The organism is Streptomyces xanthophaeus, from assembly GCF_000725805.1.
Classification (GTDB): Bacteria; Actinomycetota; Actinomycetes; order Streptomycetales; family Streptomycetaceae; genus Streptomyces; species Streptomyces xanthophaeus.
On the sequence record NZ_JOFT01000010.1, the window covers coordinates 22984 to 43661 of the forward strand.

At 73.7% G+C, this 20678-nt stretch carries 13 protein-coding genes; 11 read left to right on the forward strand and 2 right to left on the reverse strand.

Going from position 1 to position 20678, the window contains the following annotated elements; genetic code table 11:
- Nucleotides 1-22 precede the first annotated feature (22 nt).
- The 9 genes from IO30_RS0102485 to IO30_RS0102525 all read left to right on the forward strand — a co-directional run bounded on the left by IO30_RS0102485 (nt 23) and on the right by IO30_RS0102525 (nt 16758).
- A complete protein-coding gene (locus IO30_RS0102485; protein ID WP_031138763.1) occupies nt 23-3451 on the forward strand; it encodes a non-ribosomal peptide synthetase in 3429 nt (1142 codons plus the stop codon).
- A 32-nt stretch (nt 3452-3483) separates the two neighbouring features.
- Entirely contained in the window at nt 3484-7233 is a 3750-nt protein-coding gene (locus IO30_RS39980) for a type I polyketide synthase (RefSeq protein ID WP_078904507.1), read from the forward strand.
- On the forward strand, nt 7220-8491 hold the full coding sequence (locus tag IO30_RS0102495; RefSeq protein WP_031138767.1) for an MFS transporter: 1272 nt from the start codon (nt 7220-7222) through the stop codon (nt 8489-8491). Before IO30_RS39980 ends, IO30_RS0102495 begins: the two co-directional genes overlap by 14 nt.
- A gap of 20 nt (nt 8492-8511) precedes the next feature.
- The gene (locus IO30_RS0102500) at nt 8512-9843 is read left to right on the forward strand and encodes a cytochrome P450 family protein (RefSeq protein ID WP_078904145.1); all 1332 of its coding nucleotides are present in this window, start codon (nt 8512-8514) and stop codon (nt 9841-9843) included.
- A gap of 4 nt (nt 9844-9847) precedes the next feature.
- Nucleotides 9848-10861, forward strand: coding sequence for an NAD-dependent epimerase/dehydratase family protein (locus tag IO30_RS0102505; protein ID WP_031138771.1), 1014 nt, complete (start codon nt 9848-9850; stop codon nt 10859-10861).
- The gene (locus IO30_RS44240) at nt 10858-11655 is read left to right on the forward strand and encodes a hypothetical protein (protein ID WP_031138773.1); all 798 of its coding nucleotides are present in this window, start codon (nt 10858-10860) and stop codon (nt 11653-11655) included. Before IO30_RS0102505 ends, IO30_RS44240 begins: the two co-directional genes overlap by 4 nt.
- Nucleotides 11652-14063, forward strand: coding sequence for an amino acid adenylation domain-containing protein (locus IO30_RS0102515; protein ID WP_107066826.1), 2412 nt, complete (start codon nt 11652-11654; stop codon nt 14061-14063). Before IO30_RS44240 ends, IO30_RS0102515 begins: the two co-directional genes overlap by 4 nt.
- A 106-nt stretch (nt 14064-14169) precedes the next feature.
- Nucleotides 14170-15453: a homoserine dehydrogenase gene (locus IO30_RS0102520; RefSeq protein ID WP_031138777.1), complete on the forward strand. Its 1284-nt coding sequence runs from the start codon at nt 14170-14172 to the stop codon at nt 15451-15453.
- 33 nt (nt 15454-15486) lie between these two features.
- Nucleotides 15487-16758 (forward strand): MFS transporter, encoded by a 1272-nt coding sequence (locus IO30_RS0102525; RefSeq protein ID WP_234321773.1) that lies wholly within the window; start codon nt 15487-15489, stop codon nt 16756-16758.
- A 106-nt stretch (nt 16759-16864) separates the two neighbouring features.
- Here the strand turns inward: IO30_RS0102525 and IO30_RS41625 are convergent, their stop codons facing one another.
- The gene (locus IO30_RS41625; protein ID WP_031138781.1) at nt 16865-17488 is read right to left on the reverse strand and encodes a hypothetical protein; all 624 of its coding nucleotides are present in this window, start codon (nt 17486-17488) and stop codon (nt 16865-16867) included.
- A gap of 185 nt (nt 17489-17673) precedes the next feature.
- On the opposite strand from IO30_RS41625, the gene IO30_RS45150 reads away from it, so the two are divergent.
- Together IO30_RS45150 and IO30_RS0102540 are read left to right on the forward strand one after the other, a co-directional pair.
- The gene (locus tag IO30_RS45150; RefSeq protein WP_157853059.1) at nt 17674-17826 is read left to right on the forward strand and encodes a hypothetical protein; all 153 of its coding nucleotides are present in this window, start codon (nt 17674-17676) and stop codon (nt 17824-17826) included.
- 125 nt (nt 17827-17951) lie between these two features.
- Nucleotides 17952-19214: a helix-turn-helix domain-containing protein gene (locus tag IO30_RS0102540; RefSeq protein ID WP_167347232.1), complete on the forward strand. Its 1263-nt coding sequence runs from the start codon at nt 17952-17954 to the stop codon at nt 19212-19214.
- A 62-nt stretch (nt 19215-19276) separates the two neighbouring features.
- Here IO30_RS0102540 and IO30_RS0102545 read toward each other — a convergent pair whose 3' ends face one another.
- Nucleotides 19277-20554, reverse strand: a complete 1278-nt coding sequence (locus IO30_RS0102545; protein ID WP_031138785.1) for a M6 family metalloprotease domain-containing protein — start codon at nt 20552-20554, stop codon at nt 19277-19279.
- Nucleotides 20555-20678: the final 124 nt, after the last annotated feature.

Consider the following 20678-nt stretch of genomic DNA (forward strand, 5'->3'; position numbering starts at 1 on the left):
TCCCTCTTTGGAGAAGTGACCAATGACGCTTGATGATCTTGCCTCCGCTGTTCTCGGTACGGATGCGGACAGTACGGGTTTCGGAACGCGGAGCTTCATCGAGCTCGGCGGAGACTCCCTCCGTGCCCTGCGCCTGGACGCCATGGCCAAGGAACAACTGGGCCTGAAACTCTCGGTGAAGGACCTGCTGGGCGCCGAGCCGCTGGCCGCCGCCCTGCTGCGGGCCGAGGCCCTGCCGGCGGACGGGTCCGCCCCGGCGGCGCCCGCCGCCCCGGCCGGGCAGGACCCGAACGGGCTCTCGCACACCCAGCGCGGAATGTGGCTGATCGAGAGCATCACCGGGGGTTCCCCCTACAACCTGGTCTTCACCGCCTTCACGGTGCAGGGCGAGCTGGACCCCGAGGCCTTCCGTGCGGCGGTCTGCGCGACCGTCGCGCGGAACGAGGGGCTGCGCACCGTCTTCGCCGAGGGCGCCGACGGCGTGGTCCGCGAGATCCGGGCCGAACACACTCCGGAGATCAGCGAGTTCACCCACGACGGCGCCCCGGAGGACTTCGAGGCCCACGTCCGGCTGACCACCGAACGGGAGTCCCGCCGCCCCTTCGACCTGACGGCCGCCCCGGCCCTGCGCTTCCTGCGCTTCTCGCACCCCGCCGGACGCCACGCCGTCGTCCTGATAGCCCATCACATGGTGCTGGACGGATGGTCGGTGGGCCTGGTCCTCAAGGAGGTCTTCGCCCGCTACGAGGAACTCACGGGCGGGGTACCCACCGCCTTCGGTCCCGGCGTCCCCCTGAGCGCCCTCATCCGCAGCCAGGACGGCCAGCACGCCGCCGGACTGTGGGACGAGCAGGCCGGCTTCTGGGCCGGACACCTCGCCGGTACCCCCACCGTCCTCGAACTGCCCGCCGACCGCCAGCGGCCCCCCGTCCAGGACGCCGCGGGCGCCCGCACCCCGCTCGACCTGGGCCCCGCCGTGAGCACGGCGGTCACCGAACGCGCCCGTGACCTGGGCATCACCCCCTTCGCCCTGCTGCTCGGCGCCTTCGGCCTGACGCTGGGCCGCACCACCGGCGCCCGCAGCCTGCTCGTCGGCGTACCCCTGCTCGGCCGCGGCAGCGCCGAGCTCGAAGGCCTCGTCGGGGTCGCGGGCAACCTCGTACCCGTCCGCATCGACATCGACGACGACGCGAGCGCCGCGGACTACCTCCGCTCGGTGCAGCGCTCCCTGACCCTGAGCATCGACGCCGGCCAGCTGCCCTTCGAGGAGCTCGTCGCCCGTCTCGGCCTGGAACGCAGCATCGGCTGCCACCCCCTGGTCCAGGTCTGCTTCGGCATGCACGACCAGCTCGTCCCCCAGCGGCTCACCGCAGGGAGCGTGGACCTCCGGATCGAGGAGGGCCACGGCGGCGGAGCCCAGTTCGACCTCACCCTGCTGGTGGGCCAGGCGCAGCCCTCGCTGGCCGGACACGTCGAGTACGCGACGGCGGTGTGGAACGAGGCCGAGGCCGACGGGTTCGTCGCCGACTTCCGCGCGGCGGCCGAACAGCTCGCGGCCGGACCCGCTCTCCTGCTGGAGGAGGTGCGCTGCCTGTCCGACGCGCGCCGCGCCCGGCTCGACGCCCTCAACGAGGTCCGCGAGGAGTTCCCCGTCACCTCGATGGACGAGCTGTTCCGCGAGGCGGTACGCCGCACCCCCGACGCCGTCGCGGTCCGCGAGGGCGGCGTGGAGCTGACGTACGCGCAGCTGGCGCTGGCCGCAGCCGAGCAGGCGAGACTGCTTGCCGAGGCCGGGGTGCGCCCCGGCGACACGGTGCTGGTCGGCGTGGAGCGTTCGGTCGCCGAGGCCGTGGCGGTCCTGGGCATCGTGACGGCGGGCGCCGCCTACGTGGGCGTGGACCTGAGCCTGCCCGCCGCGCACACCCGGCTGATCGTGGCGAAGGCCGCACCGGCCGCCGCCCTCGTCGGCCCCGGGGCGGCCGGCCACGAGGGCCTGTCGGGCGTCCCCCTCGCCCCGGTCTGGGACGCGTCCTGGAACCCCACGGCCGGCGATGACCTCCAGCTCCCCAAGGCGGACCCGGCGCGGCAGGCCTACGTGGCCTTCACCTCCGGATCCACCGGCGAGCCCAAGGGCGTCAGCATCCCGCACCGCGCCGTCATCCGCCTCGTCCACGAGGCCGGCTACGTACGGACGGGCCCGGGCGAGCGCATGCTGCGGCTGTCCCCGCTGGCCTTCGACGCCTCCACCCTCGAACTGTGGGGCGCCCTGCTGACCGGTGCCACGCTGGAGGTCTACCCGGCGTCCTCACTGCCCTCCCCGAGCGAGCTGGGCGCCTTCCTGCTGGAGCGGGAGGTGACGGTCGCCTGGCTGACCGCCGGCCTCTTCCGGCTGGTCGAGGAGTTCGCACCCGACTCCTTCGGCAAGCTCAAGCAGCTCCTGACCGGCGGTGACGTCGTCCCCCACGACCACACGGCACGGGCGCTCGCCCGCCACCCCGGGCTGGTCGTCACCAACGGCTACGGGCCGACCGAGAACACCACCTTCACCACGACCCACACCGTGCGCGGCCCGCAGGAGGTCGACGGTCCCCTGCCGATCGGCACGCCCGTCCCGGGCACCCGCGTGTACGTGCTCGACGAGCGCGGGCGGCGGGTCCCGCCCGGCGCGGTCGGCGAGCTGTACACCGGCGGCGAGGGGCTGGCCGACGGCTACGCGGGCGACGAGGCCGAGAGCGCCCGCCGGTTCGGGCACTTCAGCGCCGACGTCCAGGAGCGGCTGTACCGCACGGGCGACGTCGTACGGCTCGACACGCGCGGCCGCCTCGCCTACCTCGGGCGCTCCGACGACCAGGTCAAACTGCGCGGCTACCGCATCGAACTCACCGCGATCAGCGACGCCTTGAAGGCGCACCCGCAGGTCAAGGACTCGGTGGTCGTCGTCACCGGAGACAACAGCGCCGAGAAGCGGCTCGTCGCCGCCGTCGTCCCGCAGCCGGGCGCCGCGCCCGGCACGGGCGAACTGCGCGACCTGCTGTCGGGCACGCTGCCCGCCTACATGGTGCCGACGCTGTGGACGGTCGTCGACAGCATCCCGCTGACCCCGAACGGGAAGGTCGACCGCAAGGCCCTCGCCGCGGTCGCCGGACCCGCCGGACCCTCCGCCCCCGCCGCCACCGAGGCCGCGCGGTCGGCGGCCGACGACGCACTGGCCCGCATCGCGGCGCTCTTCACGGAGGCCATCGCCCGGACCGGCAGCCGCTCGGACGCCGAGGCGCAGGAGATCGGCGCCGACAGCGACTTCTTCGTCAGCGGCGGCACCTCCCTGGGCGCGGTGCAGCTGATCCGGCTGGTCAAGGACCGGCTGGGCGTGACCCTCAGGCTGCGCGACCTCCTGCTGACGCCGACCCCGGCCGGAGTGCTGCTGCTCGTGGACAAGGCGCAGAACAAGTGACCGGCCAGGCGACGCAGGAGGAGGCGGTGTACATGGACACGGACACGGACACGGACCCGGACACGGACCCGGACACGGATTCAGGGACCGACGCGGGCGCGGACGCCGACCTGAGCCGGGCGATAGCCGTCGTGGGCATGGCGTGCCGGTACCCCGGTGCGGCCGACGTGGGCGCCTTCTGGGACATGCTGCGCGGCGGCGTCGAGGGCATCACCCGCTTCGACGTCGAGGACCTCGTCGCGCAGGGCGCGGACCCGGACCTCGTACGCCGTCCCGAGTTCGTACCGGTCAAGGGGGTCCTGGAGGGCTCCCGGAACTTCGACTGGCAGTTCTTCCGCTACAACCGCGCCGACGCGGGCCACATCGATCCGCAGCAGAGGGTCTTCCTCGAATGCGCCTCGACCGCCATCGACGACGCGGGCATAGACCCCGGCCGCTTCCCCGGGCGGATCGGCGTCTACGCCGGTTCCGACCGGACCCTGCTGGACTCCGCGGACGACATGAGCCCCCTGGTCCGGGTCGTCAGCCACGAGAAGGACTTCGTCGCGACGCGCGTGTCGTACAAGCTCGGCCTGCGCGGACCGGCGGTCACTGTACAGACGGCCTGCTCCACCTCGCTCACCGCCATCCACATGGCGGCGCAGGCGCTGCGCGGCGGCGAATGCGACGCCGCGCTCGCGGGCGGCGTCGCCGTGTCGCCGCCCGGCGAGTGGGGCTACGTCCACGAGCAGGGCAGCATCCTGTCGCCCGACGGCCACTGCCGTCCCTTCGACGCGAAGGCCGCCGGCACCATCCCCAGCGAGGGCGTCGGCGTCGTCGTCCTCAAGCGCCTCGGGGACGCCCTGCGCGACGGCGACCGGATCGCGGCCGTCATCCGCGGCTCGGCTCTCAACAACGACGGCTCCGACAAGCTCGGTTTCACCGCTCCGTCCATCCCCGGGCAGAGCGAGGTGATCCGGTACGCGCACCAGGTCTCCGAGGTCTCCCCGCAGGAGATCCACTACGTCGAGTGCCACGGCACCGCGACCCCGATGGGCGACCCGGTGGAGGTGGCGGCGCTAGCTGAGGCCTTCGGCCCCGCCGCCGAGGACGCCACCACCTGGCTGGGCGCGGTCAAGAGCAACATCGGCCACACCAGTGCGGCCGCGGGCGTGGCGGGCTTCATCAAGACCGTGCTGATGCTCGAACACCGCGAGCTGGTCCCCACCCTCCACTTCACCAGCCCCAACCCCCTGCTGGACCTGGACGACTCGCCGTTCCAGGTGTGCACCGAGACCCGGCCGTGGCCCGCGGGCGGCACACCCACGGCCGCGGTCAGCGCCTTCGGCGTCGGCGGCACCAACGCCCACGTCGTCCTGCAGGCCGCACCCGTGCGGGAGCGTCCGCAGGCCGCGACCGGGCCGCGTGTCCTCACGCTGTCCGCGGCCTCGCCCGAGGCGCTCGGCCGCCTCCGCGAGGACGTGGCCGGCCGCCTGGAGGCGGCCGACGCGCCCGCGCTCGACGAGGCCGTCCGCACGCTCGCCGACCGGCGCGGCTTCCGCCACCGCCAGGCCTTCGTCGTGCAGGACCGGGCCCAGGCGGCGCAGCTGCTGCGCGACGCGCCGCGGCCGCCCGCCCCCGGAGCCCTGTCCCAGGTCGCCTTCCTCTTCCCCGGCCACGGGGTGCTGCGGCACGCCGCGGGCGCCGCGGCCCACCGGCTGCTGCCCGAGTTCCGCGCGCACTTCGACGAGATCGGGGCGTTCGTCCGCGACACCTACGCGGTGGACCTCTCGCCCGTGGTCACCGGCAGCGAGGTGCCGGCCGGCTGGTACGAGGACTGGGCCCACCAGCAGGTCGGCCTCTTCGCCCTCGGCTACGCGCTGGGCCGCCAGCTCCACGAGTGGGGGCTCAAGCCCGCCGCCCTGTTCGGCAACAGCGTCGGCGAGTACGCGGCCGCCGCCCTCGCCGGGGTGTGGTCCCCGACGGACGCGGCAGCCCTGGTCTACGAGCGGGCGCAGGGCCTGCGCGCCACCGAGCCGGGCCGGATGCTCGCCGTCAACGCACCGCTGGACGAGGTGGCCCGCCGGGTCCCGCTGGACGGCAGGGTGGCCGTGTCCATGGTCAGCCGCGGCGGCGTGGTGCTCTCGGGTCCCGCCCGGGAGATGGCGGAGCTGCTGGAGGGCGACGCCCTGGGGGGCCTCGACCTGCGCCCGCTCAACGTGGACCGGGCCGCGCACTGCGACATCCAGGCCCCCGTGGCGGACCGGCTCACGCAACTGATCGGCGCCACGCACACCCAACTGCCCGCACTGCGCCTCGTATCCAACGTCACCGGTGACTGGGCCGACCCGGCGGCCGTGTGCGGCCCCGAGTACTGGGCGGCGCAGGTACGCCGGCCCGTGCAGCTGGACGACGGCATGAAGACCCTGCTCGGCTCGGACTGCGACACCTTCATCGAGCTCGGCCCGGGCAGCACGATGCTCGGCGCCCTGCGCTTCCGCGGGGAATGGGACCCGGCGTACGCGAGCGTGCCGATGCTCGGCAGGCCCGAGGACGGGGACCGCGGGCTGCTGCGGGCCCTGGGGACGCTGTGGGAGCGCGGCCTCGACGTCGTCGAGGAGGCGTTCGCGGAGCCGGGGGAGCGGCCGCTGCGCTGCTCCCTGCCCGGGCACCCCTTCGCCGCCCGGGACCCGCAGGCCGAAACGCCCCGGCCGGTGCAGAAGGCGGCGCGCGGCGGGTCCGCGGACGGCGGGCAGGCACCGCTGCGCACCCAGGTGGAGCAGCTGTGGTGCCGGGCCCTCGGAGTGCCCTCCGCGTCCCCGGCCGACGACTTCTTCGCCCTCGGCGGCGAATCGCTGATGGTGCTGAACCTGGTGACCCAGCTGCGGGAGAAGGCCGCAGTCGCGGTCTCGGCGGCCGAGTTCCTGCGCGAGGCCACCTTCGGGCACCTGCTGGAGCTGGCCGAGCAGCAGTACGCCGCCGGTCCGGCGACGGCCGCGGGCCCCGGCCCCGGCTCCGCGGCCGGGCCGGGCGGATCCGTCGTCCTGCGCGAGGGCACCGGCAGGCCGCTGTTCCTGGTGGCCGACGCCGCCGAGTCCTCGCTCAGCTACCGGGCCCTGGCCGCGCACCTGGACACGCCCCGCCCGGTCCACGGCCTCGAACCAAGGATCGCGAACTCCTCGCGGATGTCGGTCGAGGACGTCGCCGCGCACCACGTGGCGGCGATGCAGCGGGCCCAGCCCGCCGGGCCCTACACCGTCGGCGGCTGGTCCTTCGGCGCCGTCGTGGCGCACGAGATGGCCCTCCAGCTCGCCGCCCGCGGCGAGAGCGTCGACCTGCTGGTGTGCCTCGACGCGTACGTGCCGGGCCGGGCGGGCCGCACCATCGGCTCCGACCCCGGCTTCGTCCTGGGCCACCTGCGCCTCATGGCGAGCGCGGCCCTCGGCCTCGGCCAGGTCGGCGCGCAGGCCCGGCGCAACCCCGCCCTGCGCGGGCTCCTGGCGGACAAGTTCCGGGTGCTCGCCCGGTACCGGCCGCGCCCGGTCGACTGCCCCGCCGTGGTGCTCAAGGTGGAGGTGGACCGGCGGGAGGCGGAGCTGCTGCGCCGCAGCGTCAGCGGCCTGTACACGGGCGCATTGACGGTCCGTCCGGTCGGCGGCGACCACTGGTCGATGCTGCGCGAGCCGTACGTGGAAGAGCTCGCGGCGCGCCTCGTCGAGGCTCTCCCCGAGGACGGCGCTACGGCGGACGCCGCGACGGCGGACGCCGCGACGGCGGACGGAGCCCGTCATGACGCACGATGACGCGCAGGGCGGGACCAAGACCCTCGCACCGGAACCGGCTCCGGCCGAGCGGACCTCGCTCCTGCGCAACCGGTCCTTCCAGTCGCTGTGGAGCAGCGAGGCCTTCGCCGGGGTCGGCGAGAACGCGGCCGGCATCGCCTACCCGCTGCTGGTCCTGGCCACGACGGGCTCGGCGGCCTACGCCGGCGCCGTCGGCTCCGCGCAGCTGCTCGCGAACGGCCTGATGTCGTTCTGGGGCGGCATCCTCGCGGACCGGGTGGACCGCAAGCGGCTGCTCATCGGCTGCAACGCGGTCAGGGCCACGCTGCTCGGGCTGTTCGCCGTACTGATCTTCTCGGGGCCGGTGAACGTGTTCGTCACGTTCGTCGTCGCCATCGTCTCCGCCTGCTGCCACGGCCTGTCGATGCCCGCGGGCATGGCCATGATCAAGCAGCTGGTCCGCCCGGACCAGCTGGCCCAGGCCACCGCGCAGAACCAGATCCGCTGGTTCGGCGCGATCACGGCCGGCCCCTCCATCGGCGGCGTGCTCTACGGGTTCGCCCGGGCGCTGCCCTTCCTCGGCGCGTGCGTCTCCTTCGTGCTCTCCACGGTCTTGATGCTGTTCGTCAGGGGCACCCCGCGGCCGGAGGCCCCCACCGACGGGAAGAAGGGCCTGTTCGAGGGGTTCCTGTACCTGACGCGGGACCCCGTACTGCGCCCCCTGATGATCAGCATCACCCTGTCCAACCTGGCCTTCAACACGGTCGGGATGTCGCTGGCGGTCATCGCCACCGGCAAGGACCGGGGCGCGTCGGACTCCTTCATCGGGCTGACGCTGTCGGTGGCCGGCACCGGCGCCCTGGTGGGTGCGCTGCTGGCGGCGCAGGTCATCAAGCGGGTCCGCCCGTCGACGATCTTCATCGCCGGCTACTGGATCGGCCCGGTGGCGGCCGCCTTGCTGATGACGGTCCCCGGGGTCATCCCGCTCGGCATCGTCGTCGCCTGTGTGTACATCCGCGGGCCGCTGATCAACGCACTGTTCCTCACGTACGCGGCCAAGACCGTTCCCGACGAGCTCCAGGGCCGTGTCCTGGGAGCCATCGTCTTCACCTCCACGATCATCTCGCCGATCGGCGTCCTCGCGATCGGCACGATCTTCGATGCCTGGGGCCCCACCTGGGTGTTCGCCGTCGTGGGCGTCATCGCGACGCTCGCGGCCCTGCCGACCCTGAGCCGGAGCATCCGGACGTTGGCCTCGCTCGACGAGGCGTCCCCGTGAACGACAGCAAAGGAATCACCATGACCCAGGACATCGTCGAAGCCGCCCCGGCCACCGCCGCGGAGCAGCAGCCCCAGCAGCCGCCGCTGCCGCCGGAGTTCTTCACGCACCCGCTGGAGGACCGCAACGCGCAGTACGCGAACCTGCGGCAGAGCTGCCCGGTCCGCGCCATCAACCACCCGCCGGGCGCCGAGGCCTACATCGTCTCCGACTACGAGATGGCGCTGAAGGCCTTCGGCGACCCCCGCATCTCCAAGTCGCTGGAGAACACCCCCAAGTGGTTCCGCGACCAGCTGTACGACAACAGCCCCGTGCAGTCCCGCAACATGCTCATCGCCGACGCCCCCGAGCACTCGCGGCTGCGCAAGCTGGTCAGCAAGTCCTTCGTGCCCCGCCGCATGGAGAACCTGCGCCCGCGGATCCAGGAGATCGCCGACGACCTCATCGACGCCTTCCCCGAGTCGGGCGAGGTCGACCTGATGGAGTTCGCCCGGGTCCTCCCCGTCATGGTGATCTTCGAGTACCTGCGGGTGGACGTCGCGGACCGCGAGATGCTCTACGAGTGGTCGCACGTCCTCGGCGGCGCCCCGTACGCCGACGAGGAAGGCAACGCCCGTCTCAAGCAGGTCAGTTCGGCCTTCGAGAAGTACATCCTCGACCTGCTGGCGGACCGCCGCTCCGACCTGGGCGAAGACCTCGTGAGCCAGCTGCTGGTCGCGGCCGAGGAAGAGGACAAGTTCACCATCGACGAGATCGCCTCGACGATGTCCCTGGTGATCATCGCCGGGCAGCGGACCACCACCAACCTCATCGGCAACGGCACCCACGCGCTGCTCACCCACCGCGACCAGTTCGACCTGCTGAAGTCCCGCCCCGAGCTGGTGGTGTCGGCCGTCGAGGAGTTCCTGCGCTTCGAGTCCCCGAGCTACCGGGGCACCCTGCGCGTCGCCGCCCAGGACATGGAGATCGAGGGCACCGAGATCGGCAAGGAAGCCTTCGTCCACCTGCTGATCGCCGCCGCCAACCGCGACCCGAAGGTCTTCCAGGACCCGGACCGCCTCGACATCACCCGCGAGTCGAACCGCCACCTCACCTTCGGCCACGGCGCCCACTACTGCCCGGGAGCCCCGCTCTCCCGCCTGGAGGGGCACGTGGTCTTCCCGACCCTGCTGCGCCGCCTGTCGGGCCTGAGCCTGGCCGTCCCGGAGGCGGACACCGAGTGGGTGTACGACAACTCGGTCAGCCGCGGCCTCGCCTCGCTGCCCGTGCGGTACGAGCGCAAGCTGCCGCGCGACACCGGCGCCGGCGCCCCCGCCGCGTCGGGCTGCCCCGTGGCCCACGGGAGCGTGTGACCCGATGAAGATGCTCGTACTCGGCGGGACCGCCTTCCTGTCGCACGCCGTCGCCGCCGAAGGGGTGCGGCGCGGCCACGAAGTCCTCTGCGCGGCCCGCGGCACCTCCGGCAAGGTCCCCGAGGGCGCCACCCTCGTCACGGTGGACCGAGACGCCCCGGACGGCCTCGCCCCGCTGGCCGGCACCCGCTTCGACGCGGTCGTGGACGTCGCCACCATGTCCTACCCGTGGGTGCGCGACGCGCTCGCCGCCCTCGGCGCCCGGGCCGGCCACTGGACCTTCGTGTCCTCCATCAACGTCTACGCCGACGCGGTCACCACCGGGCAGGACGAGGACGCCCCGCTGCACGAGCCCGCCACGAGCGGCGCCGACGCCGAGGAGCGGATCAAGCACCCCCACCTGTACGGCGGCATCAAGGTGGCCAGTGAGAACGCCGTCCGCGAGGCCGTGGGCGACCGCGCCCTCATCGTGCGCTCCGGCCTGATCGTGGGACCCGGGGACGTCTCGGACCGGTTCGGCTACTGGCCCGCGCGGATCTCGCAGGGCGGCCGGGTCGTCGTACCGGACACCCTGGAACAGCCCGTGCAGTACGTCGACGTCCGCGACATGGCCGCCTGGATCGTCGACGCGGGTGAGCAGGGCACCAGCGGCACCTACAACGGCGTCGGCGCGACCCGCCCGCTCGGCGAACTGCTGGCCGACGTCGTGGAGGCCGTGGGCCCGCCGGACACCGAGCTGGTCCCGGTGCCCGTCGCGCAACTGGAGGCGGCCGGGGTCCAGGTGTGGCGCGGGGAGAAGTCCCTGCCCGTGTGGGTACCCCCGGAGGACTACGGATTCATGGCGCACGACCACTCCCGGGCCCTCGGCGCGGGCCTGCGCCACCGCCCCCTGGCGGAGGTCGCCGCCGACGTCCTCGCCCACGAACGCGCCCTGGGGCTGGACCGCGAGCGCAAGGCCGGACTCACCGCGGCCGAGGAAACGGAACTTCTGCAGGCGCTGAAGGAGGACCTCCGATGAGCACCGGCTCCTGGCGGCGGATCAGCGAGGGCGACCGCGCCCGCACGGTCCTCGCCGTCGACTTCGACTCGACCGCACGCCCCGAGGCGGGCTTCCGCCGCCTCGCACCCCTGCTGCCGCCGGGCCGGGAGATATGGCTGACCGGCCAGCCCGACGAGGCGGAGAAGGAACTCCTCGACGCCGAGGGCTACCTGGGCCGGTGGCGGCAGCTGCCCGGGGGCCCCGGCGGGCACGTGGACACCGTCATGGGCTACTGCGTGGGCGGCGTCTTCGCCGCGGCGCTCGCCGACGAGATCGCCCGGCAGCAGGGCAGCCGCCCGGCGCTGCTGCTCTTCGACCCGGAGCCGGTCGAGGAGATGAGCCTGTACCGCGACCTGACGAAGGCCGTCGGGGCGATGTCGGTGCTGTCCGAGGAGGAGCGCGCGGGCTACGTCACCGAGGCGCTGACCGTCTGCGGGACGGCGGGCGGCGACTTCCGCGCGACGGCCCTCCAGGTCGTCAAGCTCTACGAGAGCGCCGCGGGCCTGGCCTTCGACCGGCTGGGGCTGGACGAGGAGACCGCCGACGACCTCATGGGGATGTTCCGCTCGTACGTGTCCTACCTGTGCGGGGCCCAGGAGCTGAGCCCCGAGGCGGGCTGGGCCACGGCCGTCGCGCTGACCTCCCGGGGGTCCAGCCCGGGCGCCCCGCTCGCCCGCCGCGAGCAGACCTTCCCCCTCGGCACCGAGGGACTGCTGGACGACCAGGACGTGGCCGAAGCCGTGCACCGCTTCCTCGAGGAGCGCGGCGCATGAGCGTGCAGGAGATCGCAATGGGACCGACCACCCTCACCACCACCGCCGCCGCACCGGACGCGGAGCTCGCGACGGGAGCCCGCGTCGGGGAGTTCCTCGCCGCCACCTCGGCGCACTGGACGGACCTCGCCCTCGTGGCCGCCGCGGCCTACCAGTACCGGATGACGGCGGCCGAGGACCTCGTGCTGGCCGTCGGCGCCCGGACGCTGCGCCTGCGCCTCGGGCCCACGACCACCGTGGCCGCCCTGCTGGCCGGCGTACGCGCGGCCCGGGCGCAGGACGAGCAGGACGAGCAGGACCAGCGGGACGGGCGGGACGGCGGCGCGCACGGGGCGGCCGACGCGCCGCCGGTCAGCGCGGAGGTGGCCTTCGCCGATACCCCGGCCACCGTCACGGACCCCGACCGCCTGGCCCTCGTGTTCGCCTTCGACGCGGCGGGCGCGCGGCTGCGCGCCGCCGCCGGGGGCGCCGCCGGCCGCCTCACCGCCGGACAGCTCGCCGAACACACCAGCCGCATCGGCCACTTCGCCCGCCGCCTGCTGGAGGCCGGCCCGGACACCACGATCGGCGAGGTCGACCTCCTCACCCCGGCTGAGTACCACCGCATCATGCACGTGTGGAACGACACCGGCCACGAGGTGCCGCAGCTGACCCTCCCGGAGCTCGTCCAGGCGAACGCCGCCGCCCACCCCGGCCGGCTGGCCGTCAGCCGCCACCAGGAACGCCTGACCTACGCCGAACTCGACGCGCGCGCCAACCGCATCGCCCGGCTGCTGATCGCCGACGGCGCGGGCGCCGGGGACATCGTGGCCATGGTCCTGCCCCGTTCCGTGGACTACGTCGTCGCCGCGCTGGCCATCGTCAAGACCGGCGCGGCCTACCTGCCCGTCGACACCGGCTACCCGGTCGAGCGCATCACCCAGGTCCTCTCCGACGCGGCCGCCTCGCACGTGGTGACGACCGGCGCGCTCACCGGCGCCGTCCAGGTCGACGCACCGCTGCTCGTCCTGGACGGAGCCGGCACCGAGGCCCGCCTCGCGCAGGCCGACCCGGCCGCCCCCACCGACGCCGACCGGCGGGCCCCGCTGACCCCCGACTCCCCGGCGTACGTGCTGTACACCTCGGGCTCGACCGGACGCCCCAAGGGCGTCGTCGTCGCCCACCGCGCGATCACCAACCGCCTGCACCACATGCAGCACCAGATCCCGCTCGGACCCGACGACCGCCTGCTGCAGAAGACGCCCGCCGGCTTCGACGTGACCGTGCGCGAGGTGTTCTGGCCGCTGCTGGCCGGGGCCTCGATCGTCGTCGCCGACCCGGACGGGCACCGCGACCCGGCGTACCTCGCCGAGACCATCGTGGCCGAGGGCATCACCGTCGCCCACTTCGTCCCCTCGGGCCTGAAGGTCTTCCTCCAGGAGCCGGACGCGGCCCGCTGCGTCAGCCTGCGCCGCGTCGTGTGCGGCGGCGAGGCCCTGCCCGCCGAGCTCCAGGCCTGGTTCGCCTCCGTGCTGGAGGCCGATCTGTTCAACGTGTACGGCCCCACCGAGGCGGCCGTGGACGTGACCTCCATGCTCTGCCCTCGCAACCCCGAGCCCGGACCCGTCCTGATCGGACGCCCCGTCTGGAACACCCGGCTCTACGTCCTCGACGAGCAGCGCCGCCAGCTGCCGCCCGGCGCCACCGGCGAGCTCTACCTCGCGGGCGTGCAGCTGGCCGAGGGCTACCTGGGGCGGCCCGAGCTGACCGCCGAGCGCTTCGTCGACGATCCGTACGGGGAGCCCGGCGCCCGCATGTACCGCTCCGGCGACGCGGCCCGCTGGCGCGAGGACGGCGTCATCGAGTTCTTCGGCCGCCTCGACCACCAGGTGAAGATCCGGGGCTTCCGGGTCGAGCTGGAGGAGATCGAGTCGGTGCTGCTGCGCGACGCCCGGCTCAGCCAGGCGGTCTGCCTGGTCCGCGAGGACGTACCCGGCGACCAGCGCCTGGTGGCGTACGTGGTCCCGGCCGCCGGGGCCACCCCCGACCTGGACGAGCTAACCGCGCGAGCCGTGGCCGCACTGCCCGACTACATGGTGCCGACCGCGTTCGTCGTCCTGGAGCAGCTGCCGCTGACACCCAACGAGAAGCTGGACCGCAAGGCCCTGCCGAAGCCGCAGGCCCCCCTCGCGCAGGCCGGCCCGGCGCCCGCCACCTTCGAGGAGATCCTCGTCGCGGGGCTGTTCAGCGAACTCCTCCAGGTCGAAGCCGTCGGTGTCGACCAGGAGTTCTTCTCCCTCGGGGGCAACTCCCTGCTCGCCAGCCGGCTGATCAACGAGCTCCACCGGCAGAGCGGCGTCCGGGTGCGCATGAAGGACGTCTTCGAAGACTCGAGCGTGCGGGCGATCGCCGGGCTGATCACCGGCTAGGTCCTGCTCGAACCCTCCGGACGGGTGCGGGGCGCGACCCGCCCCCGCCCGTCCGGAACCCCTCGGAACACGCACACACATGGCCATGGGAACGGAGAGTCGGACAATGCGGACACTGAAGGTAGCGCTGCTGGGGTGCGGAGTGGTGGGCAGCGACGTCGCCCGGTACATGGCGACCCACGCGGCCGACCTCGAGGCACGCATCGGCGCCCCGGTCGAACTCGCCGGGATCGCCGTGCGCCGGGCCGATCTGCCCCGCCCCGGCATCCCCGAGCACCTGCTCACCACCGACGCGGACGCCCTGGTCACGCGGCCGGACGTCGACGTGGTCGTCGAGGTCATCGGCGGCACCGACCGCGCCCGCGACCTGATCACCACCGCCTTCGGGCACGGGGCCTCCGTGGTCAGCGCCAACAAGGCGCTGATCGCCGCCGAGGGCGAGCACCTGCACGCCGCCGCTGCCTCGCACGGCGTCGACCTGTACTACGAGGCCGCCGTCGCGGGCGCCATCCCGCTGCTGCGGCCGCTGCGCGAGTCCCTGGCCGGGGACCGCGTCAACCGGGTCCTCGGCATCGTCAACGGCACCACCAACTTCGTCCTCGACAAGATGGACTCCGCCGGAGCCGACTACCCCCAGGCGCTCAAGGAGGCGACCGCCCTCGGCTACGCGGAGGCCGATCCCACCGCCGACGTCGAGGGCCACGACGCCGCGGCCAAGGCCGCGATCCTCGCCGGGATCGCCTTCAACACCCGCGTGTGCCTGGACGACGTGCACCGCGAGGGCATCACCGCCGTCACCGCGGCCGACATCGCCGCCGCCAAAGCCATGGGCTGCGTGGTCAAACTCCTCGCCATCTGCGACCGCGGCGCCGACGGCGCCTCCGTCTCCGTCCGCGTCCACCCGGCGATGATCCCGCTCGACCACCCGCTGGCCGCCGTGCGCGGCGCGTACAACGCCGTCTTCGTCGAGGCCGACGCCGCGGGCCGGCTGATGTTCTACGGCGCCGGCGCGGGCGGTGCGCCCACCGCCAGTTCGGTCCTCGGCGACCTCGTCGCGGTCTGCCGCAACAAGCTGGCGGGCGTCACCGGGCCCGGGGCCGCCGCGTACGCCCGGCTGGCCGTGAGCCCCATGGCGGACGTCGTCACCCGCTATCACCTCGCCGTCGACGTGGAGGACGGCCCGGGAGTCCTCGCCGAGGTGGCCGGAGTCCTCGGCGAACACGGCGTGTCCGTCGAGCACTTCCACCAGGAACGCCGCGACGGCGGCTGCCGGCTGGCCATGTCCACGCACCCGTCCACGGACGCCGCCCTGTCCGCGGCGGTGGCCGCCCTGCGCGCATCGGCCCGGGTCCACGGCGTGACCGGCATCATCCGCATCGAAGGACGCTGAGCCTCCCCGAGGGGAAGCGGAAGGGAGTCCAGCGTGACCAGCAAGCCCCCCGTGCCCGTGCCCCTTCCGCTGCGGCGGGTGTGGGCCGCCTCGGGCGTGTCGTCCTTCGGTGACGGCCTCTGCCTGAGCGCCCTGCCGCTGCTGGCCGTCGGGCTGACCCGCGACCCGTTCCTGCTCTCCCTCGTCACGGCCGCCGCCTTCCTGCCCTGGCTGCTGTTCGGCCTCTTCGGCGACGCCCTCGTCGGCCGCCGGGACCACCGCCGCACCCTGTGGGTGACGGACGCGGCGCGCGCCGCCCTGTTGCTCGCGGCGGCCGGCTGCGCCGCGACGGGGCGGATCGGCATCCCGCTCCTGGCCGGGCTGGCGTTCCTGCTCGGCGCCGGGCAGATCCTGTCCCGCACCACGCTCTCGGCCTGGCTGCCCGAGCTCCTCGGCGGGGACGCGCAGCTGACGCGGCGGGCCGAGATGCGGCTGCGCGGGGCCGGCGACGTCACCCACGGCCTCGCCGGACTCCCGGCCGGTGCGGCCCTGTTCACCCTGGGGCGGGCGCTGCCGCTGGTCGCCGACGCCCTGGCGCTGCTGTGCGGCGCGCTGCTGGTCCGCTCGCTGCCGCCGGGTCCGCCCCGGGCCCGCACGCCCAGGGGGCCGGGGCTGCGGGAGGCCCGGGAGGGCGCCGCGTACCTCGTGCGCGATCCGCTGCTGCTGGGCCTGGCGCTGCGGCCCGCGCTCGGCAACCTCGCCCTCGCCGCCGGTACGGCGGTCCTCGTGCTCTTCGCCCAGGAGGAACTCGGCCTGGGGCCGGTGGGGTTCGGCGTCCTGCTCGCGGTCGAGGCGGCCGGCGGCCTCCTCGGCGGCGTGCTGTCGGCCTGGATCACCGAGCGGATCGGCCCCGGCGGCGCACTGGCCCTGACGGCGGCCCTGCTCACCCTGGCCCAGGTGGGCCTCGGCCTCTCCGCGCACCCGGCGGCGGCGGGCGCCGCCCTGGCGCTGCGCGCGGCCGCGATCGGTGCGGCGATGGTGCCGGCCGCCGCGGTGCGCGAGTGCGCCGTGCCGGCCGCGCTGGCGGACCGGGTCACGGCGGCGAGCCGCCTGCTGGCCGTGGCCGCCGCGCCGCTGGGGGCGCTCCTCGGCGGCTGGCTGGCCGTCACGGCCGGGCTGCGGGCCCCGTACCTGATCGGCGCGGTGTTCCTGGCGGCCGCTACGGTCATCAGCCTGACGACGACCACCAACGGGAAGGTCGGCGCGGCCCGGGCCAGGGCCCGCGGTGCCCGCGGCCCGTCCCCGGAGCCGGTCCCGGCCTACTGAGCCGGGGCGAGGGCGCGCACGAGGGCACGGACCAGGACGCGCACGAGGGCACGGCCACGGGCGCGGGCACGGGCGGCGAGGGCGCGGGCGCCGCGTACGTGCCGGGTCACAGGAGCAGGTCGCGCTGCGCGGCGAGGTAGCCGGCCTGGAAGCGGCTGCGCGCGTCGAGGGAGTCCATCAGCCGGGACACCACCCGCCGGTAGGTGCGCAGGGCCATGCCGATCTGGCGGGCGGCCGTCTCGTCGGTGGTGCCGAGTGCCAGTTGGCGCAGCACCTCGCGGGAGAGCGGGTGGAAGTCCGCGTCGGGCGCCGGTGCGGGGTCCTGTGCGGCCGGTGCGGGCGCCGTCAGGGAACGGACCAGCATCTGGGTGACGATCAGTTCGCGGCCGATGAGGGCCCCGTGGCTGTAGTCCTCCTGGTTGCGGGCGAGGACGACGACGGAGCGGTCGACGATGGCCATGCGCGGGGTGGTGTCCGGCGTCGAGTGGATCTGCATGCCCTCCTTGGCGAGGGCGGCGAGCCGGTGCTCCGGCAGTGCGCTCGTACCGCGGGCCGTCGAGGGGACGTACACCCGCACGCTCACCCCGGAGCCGGCGGTCAGCCGCTGTGCCGCCGCGACGTCGACCTGGCCGTCGAAGGAACAGTTGGCCGGAAGGGCGAGGAGCACCTCGGAGCGTGCGCTCTGGATCGCGTGGCGGATCTGCGGCGCACCGGCGATGTTGATCTGCATGTCCCGCTCCTCCGGTCCTCCGGTTGGTTGCGCTCCAGACCCTAGAGAGACTTGCCGAAGCTTGTCAATTACTTGCCAAGACCTTGTCAATCGAAGTGCCTGCGTGGTTGAGTGTCGACATGCCACGGGGCGGGAAGCGGCCGAGATCACGGCGGTGGCGCGAGAAGATCCAAGGGGAGAGAACTGTGAAGCTGTTCGTCAAATTCGTACCTGTTCTGGTGGGAATGTTCCTGGCCGTCGCCCTCGGGACGGGTGCCGACTGGGCCCCGTCCATCAGTGGGGACAAGGGCTCCGTTTCCGTCGTGGCGGGCACCCTGAACGAGATCGGCTGGCCCTGATTCCCCCGGACCGGGCCTGATGGGGCACTTGGTCTGGACAAGGCAAATGCAATGTATGGCAAGTTTTAACGTCGAATTGACAAGTCTGTCGAATGAAGGGCAGCCTGGTACGTATGCCAGGTCGTGTGCGTCGCATCCCGGAACAGCCGATGTTCGGTCGTCGGCTGCGTGAACTGAGGGTCGCCCGAGGTCTGTCGCAGGCCGAGCTCGTGGGCACCGACATCTCGGCCGCCTACCTCTCCAGGCTGGAATCGGGGGCCCGCCCCCCGACGGAACGGGTGCTGTCCCTGCTGTGCGACCGGCTCGGGGTCTCCCCGTCGGAGTTCCTCGCCCCCGTCAGCAGCCCGCTGGCCCAGGCGCTCGCCACCGTCGCCACCGTCGGTGACTCACCGCAGACGGCCGTGATCCTGGAGGACGCCCTGCGGCGTGACAGCGAGGGCGACGTCGTCCTGCGCTGGCAGGTGCTGTGGCTGCTCGCCCGCTGCTACCAGGTGCAAGGGCGCGCGGACGACGAGCTGCGGGCGCTGCGCGACCTCGTCGCGCTCAGCGACGAGATCGACCTGCCCGACATCCAGGCGCGCTCGCAGGTACGGCTCGCCCGCAAGCTGCGCGGCTCCGGCGAACTGGCCGACGCCCGCGTCGCCGCGGGCCGCGGCCTCGAACTGGCGACGGAGTACAAACTGTCGTTCCGTGACGTCGTCGAGGCGACGCTCACCCTCATCTCGATCGATGCGGAAACGGGTCAGCTGGCCGACGCGCGCAGGCGCGCCGACCAGCTGACCCGTTCCCTCTCCGAGGGCGCCGAAGGCCCCCTCGCCGACATGATCTCCACGCGCCTCCAGGTGGAGGTGCTGTGGACCGCCGCCGGTGTGGCCGTGCGCCAGGGCGACCGCGCGGGCACCGCGGAACTGCTCCAGCAGGCGCTGCGGAGCATGCCCAGCAACGAGGACCCGGTGCTGTGGATGCGGCTGAGGCTCGCCGCCGCGTCGATGTACCTGCAGATGGACCCGCGGGACACCGCCGGGGCCCGGCGGTGCCTGGACGAGGCCGCCTCGGCCGCGACGCTGGTCGGGATGCCCCTGCACCAGCTGGAGGTCCTGCTCCTGCAGTGCCAGCTCGCCTTCCACGAAGGCCGTTTCGACGACGCCCGGGCCCTCAGCGACCGCCTCGGGGAGCGGCCCGAGGGCATGGGCAGGCGCGACCAGGTCGCGCTGGAGATCCTGCGCAACCAGATGGCCATCGTCGCCGGGGACCGGGCCGCGGCGCAGGGCGCCATGGAACGCATCGCCAAGGAGGCGCGCGAGTCCGGGAACGTCGAGGTCGCCGCCGAGGCGTGGCGCGCCCTCGCCGAGTCCCTGGCCGTGGCGAACGGCGTCACCCGCGGCTGACCTCCGGGCGGGCGGGGTACGGGCCCGCGCCCGGCCCCGGCCCGCGCCCGGGCCCGCAGCCGTCAGGGGCGGATGATCCGGACCTGGAAGCTGCCGTTGCGCAGCTCGCCCACCACCGAGACGCTGATGCCCGCCTTCTCGTCGGTGAAGGTCTCGCCCGGCCGGAACGGCGCGTCCGAGAGCTCCGCGTGGACATTGGGCCGCCGGGTGCAGCCGCCGCTCCCGTCCGCACTGTCCGACACGGTCACCGGACCCTGCCCGGTGTCCACGTCGGAGTCCACCTTGTAGATGAGGACGCCGGGCTTGCAGACGGACTCGTCGTTCCCGGCCTGGGTGCGCACCTCCACCGCGTAGCCGGCGCTCTCCGACAGCGGTACGAAGGCCAGCTTCGTGCCGCCGCCCACCGCCAGCGGTGACAGGACGTGGTCGCTGGTGCCCGACTTCGCCGCGCAGCTGATCTGCGTACTGTCCAGCCAGCCCAGCTTCCACTTGTGCCAGCCCAGCAGGTCGTTGTTGGCACCCCAGTCCTCGCTCATGATGTCCCAGTGCCCGACGGTGCCCCCGCCGTCGGAGGTGTACAGGTCAGGCAGGCCGAAGACGTGCCCGTTCTCGTGGGGGAGCACCCGGTAGCCGGTCTGCCGGTAGGTGCCCGACCCGTCGTCCTGGCGGCTGTAGACGAAGGACGTGTTGGCGAGGGGGACCCCGTCGGCGACGGGTGCCTCGCTGTTGCCCGAGAAGGTCACCGACAGGACGGTGTCCAGGGCGGACGGTCCGGCGTTCGGCGTGACCAGGATGTTGATCAGGTCGTACCGGCTGAAGTCCACCTCGGGATCGGCGGCCTTCGCGATGTGCTCGACGAGCTGCCGGTAGCCGGGCTCGTACGGGGACCCGCGCTCGATGCCGTACGCCGCGAAGGGCATGGGCATCCGCAGCCAGGTCTTTATCGGCGCCTCGGGGCGGTAGCTGAGCCGGCCGTAGGAGCTGGTCCGGAACCAGTCGGAGGTCTGGGGGAAGAACTCCGCCATCCGGTCCAGGGCCGTGCCCTCGCCCTTGGCGTCGGGGAAGTCGATCATCAGGTTCAGTGCCCGGACCTCGCCGGTCGAACGGGAGTACCCGGGCGGGGTCGGCAGTCCCTCGGACATCTGCACGCCCATCGTGCCGGCGATCCGGCAGGGCGCGAGGGCCGATTCGACGGTCGTGGCCACGGGCCCGGCCGCCGAGTTGCCACGGCTCGCTATCCCCGTGCTCGCGGTCGCCGTGACGCCGAGGGCCAGCGCGGTGATGCCGATGTACGCGCTGGTGCGGCGGGACTTGCGTATCCGGTGGCGGGTCTGCGGCATGGAGATTCGCCCTCGAGTCCGCGGCAGCCGGCCGGGCCCGGTCTGCGCTCTGTCCGCCCACCCTCCGACGGCGGCGGCGCGCCCGCGCGTCGGGAGAGGCCAAACGATGACCGGCGCCCGCCGC